This is a genomic window from Ramlibacter sp. (genome assembly GCF_035706265.1).
Classification (GTDB): Bacteria; Pseudomonadota; Gammaproteobacteria; order Burkholderiales; family Burkholderiaceae_C; genus Ramlibacter.
On record NZ_DASSVG010000511.1, the window covers coordinates 1 to 2,726 of the forward strand.

Below are 2,726 nucleotides of genomic sequence, written 5' to 3' on the forward strand. Positions count from 1 at the left end.
TCGTGACCTTGCAGCCGGAGATCAGCCAGCCGGCGAGGTCGCGGTCCCAGCGCGGCATCATCACGATGGTGGCGCCGATGTAGACGTTGGCATGCATCAGGCTCACCATGCCCGTGATGTGGAACATCGGCACCACCAGCAGCGTCACGGACTCGGGCGTCGCGTTGCCCCAGAAGCAGCTCGCCATCGCGTTGTGCATCAGGCTGCGGTGCGGGTGCATGCAGCCCTTGGGCTGGCCCGTGGTGCCGCTGGTGTAGGGCAGCACCGCCAGGTCGTTCGGCCCCACTTCGAGCGCCGGCAGCGGCAGCTCGTTGGCGACGGCGTCGCTCCAGGCCAGCACCTGGCCGCCCGCGAGTTCCGGCAGCGGATGGCGCGTCAGCAGCCAGGGCTTCCAGCCTTCCGGCATCGGGCCGGCCCCGGTCGCCTGCGGATCGAAGGCATCGGTGAACTGCGTGACGATCAGGTGGGCGAGCCGCTCGCCGGCGGGCAGTTGCGCGTTCGCCTTGGCGATCTCGGGCGCGAGGTCACCGGTGGTGATCGCGACCTTCGCGTCGGGGTCGGTGATGTAGTGCTTCAGTTCCTCCGCGCGGTTCATCGGGTTCACCGGCACCACGACGGCGTTGGCCCGCAGGATCGCGAAGTGGGCGATCAGCAGCTGCGGGCAGTTCTGCATGTCCAGCAGCACGCGGTCGCCCTTGCGCACGCCCAGCGCGTGCAGCCGCGCGGCGAGGCGCTCGGCCTGGCGCTGCACTTCGGCATAGGGGAACACGCGGCCGAAGAAGACGATGGCGGGCTTGTCCGGATAGCGGCGGGCGCTGGTGGCGAGGTTGTCCCACAGCGAGGTGGCGGGCGGCGTGAGGGCGCGCGGCAGGCGGCGCGGCCAGAAGCGGTAGTGCGGGCGGTCCATGGAGGGGCGAAATGCTGGAGCCGGGAACCTTAGCCAAAGGCGGCTCGCAGTGCATGCGGAGAAGCCCCACGCTTCGTCGCTCGGGCGACTATGGATCGCCGCGCCCGGGTATCCCCTCCGTCATTCCCGCGCAGGCGGGAATCCAGGGCTTGCGCATTCGTGCGCTGGCTTCCGGGTCCCCGCCTGCGCGGGGACGAGGGGGCTTCCTCGCTCCCTGCGCAGAGAGCGGGGTCTGCGTCCCCGCGGGCGCGGGGACGCCAGGTTCAGCGCAGGATGCGGGCGACGATGAAGCCGGCGGCGAACGCGACGCCCAGGGCGGCCAGCGGGTTGGCGCGCACCTGTTCGCGCGCCATCGTCCCGTATTCCTCCTGCAGGCCCATCATGCGGTCGCTGCTGTGGCCGAGCTTCTGTTCGAGCGAATCCACCGCCTCGTGCAGGCTCTGCGCCATGCGGCGCACGCGGCTCGCCTCGCCGTTGAGGCCGCCGGCGCCGCTGCTGCCGCCCGTGCTCTCGGCACTGGTCGGGAAGGGGTTCTGGGTGGAGGTTTCGGCGTTCATGGGTCCTCTCTCGGTGTGTGTCTGTGGGTCGTTGAAAATGCCGGCACTTGCCGGCGGAAGCATTCACTGTAGGAAGCCCAGCGATAAGCCCCTGTCAGCATCTTCCGGATCGAACGTAGGACGGGTCCTGCGTCAACCCCAGGGAGTATGCGCCCATGGCAAGGCACTTATGCTGTCCTTTCCACCGGCCCAACGCAGCTGTAGGAAGAAGGAATCATGAAAGCCATGAACGCGCATACCACCCGCCGCACCTTGCTGGCCGCGCTGGCCGGCCTGCCGCTGGGCGGCCTCGCCCAGCAGGCGCCCAAGGTCCTGGTCGAGATCTGGAAGGCGCCCGAGTGCGGCTGCTGCGAGGACTGGGCCGGGCACCTGCAAGCCAGCGGCTTCGCCGTGAAGATCCACAACGGCGGCAACGACGCGATGCGCGCGAAGATGGGCCTGCCCGACCGGCTCGCCTCCTGCCACACCGGGCTGGTCGGCGGCTATGCGCTGGAAGGCCACGTGCCCGCGCGCGAGATCCGTCGCCTGCTGCAGGAAAGACCGCAGGCCGTCGGGCTCGCCGTGCCCGGCATGCCCGTGGGTTCGCCGGGCATGGACGGCCCGGTCTACCAGGGCCGCAAGGATCCTTTCGACGTCCTGCTGGTCGGCAAGGGCGGCATCACCCGCGTCTACGCGTCGTATCCGAAGGCCTGATCAGGCCACGCCCTGCGCCACGCCGCGGATCGCCTCCGCCGAGCGGCGCAGCGCCTGCACCTCATCGTCGGCCAGCGGCACCGGCAGCACCCGCTGCACGCCCGCGCGGCCGACGATCGCCGGCAGGCTGAGGCACACGTCGCGCAGCCCGTATTCGCCCTGCACCAGCGTCGAGACGGTCAGCACCGACTGCTCGTCGCGCAGGATCGCCTCGACGATGCGCGTGAGCGCCGCGGCGATGGCGAAGTTGGTCGCGCCCTTGCGCTGGATGATCTCGTAGGCGGCGCGCCGCACCCGCTCGGCGATCTGCTGCAGGTCCGCGGGCCCGCAGGCCATGCCCGCAACGGCGCAGTACTCGTGCAACCCCATGCCGCCCAGCGTGGCGGTGGACCAGGCGACGAACTCGCTGTCGCCGTGCTCGCCTAGCACGTAGGCGTGCACGTTGCGCGGATCGACGGCGTAGTGCGCCGCCAGCTCGGCCCGCAGCCGGGCCGAATCCAGCACGGTCCCCGAACCGATCACGCGCGCGGCCGGCAGGCCCGAGATCTTCAGCGCCGCGTAGGTGAGCG

Annotated in this window: 3 protein-coding genes and 1 pseudogene; 1 reads left to right on the plus strand and 3 read right to left on the minus strand. The window is 70.6% G+C overall.

The window, feature by feature from the left end:
• Both VFM98_RS18310 and VFM98_RS18315 read right to left on the minus strand, forming a co-directional pair.
• Window positions 1-907 (minus strand): AMP-binding protein (locus VFM98_RS18310; protein WP_325111335.1); only part of this gene is annotated, 907 nt, incomplete at its 3' end.
• 263 nt (window positions 908-1,170) lie between these two features.
• Entirely contained in the window at window positions 1,171-1,464 is a 294-nt protein-coding gene (locus VFM98_RS18315; protein WP_325111336.1) for a hypothetical protein, read from the minus strand.
• Between the two features lie 216 nt (window positions 1,465-1,680).
• On the opposite strand from VFM98_RS18315, the gene VFM98_RS18320 reads away from it, so the two are divergent.
• The gene (locus tag VFM98_RS18320; protein ID WP_325111337.1) at window positions 1,681-2,157 is read left to right on the plus strand and encodes a DUF411 domain-containing protein; all 477 of its coding nucleotides are present in this window, start codon (window positions 1,681-1,683) and stop codon (window positions 2,155-2,157) included.
• On the opposite strand, the pseudogene VFM98_RS18325 reads toward VFM98_RS18320, so the two are convergent.
• Window positions 2,158-2,726, minus strand: a pseudogene (locus tag VFM98_RS18325) (L-lactate dehydrogenase); the annotation flags it as partial.

Coding starts and splice junctions, on each gene's coding strand:
- VFM98_RS18315 (WP_325111336.1), bottom strand. CDS start 1,464: ATGAACGCCGAAACCTCCACCCAGAACCCCTTCCCGACCAGTGCCGAG.
- VFM98_RS18320 (WP_325111337.1), top strand. CDS start 1,681: ATGAAAGCCATGAACGCGCATACCACCCGCCGCACCTTGCTGGCCGCG.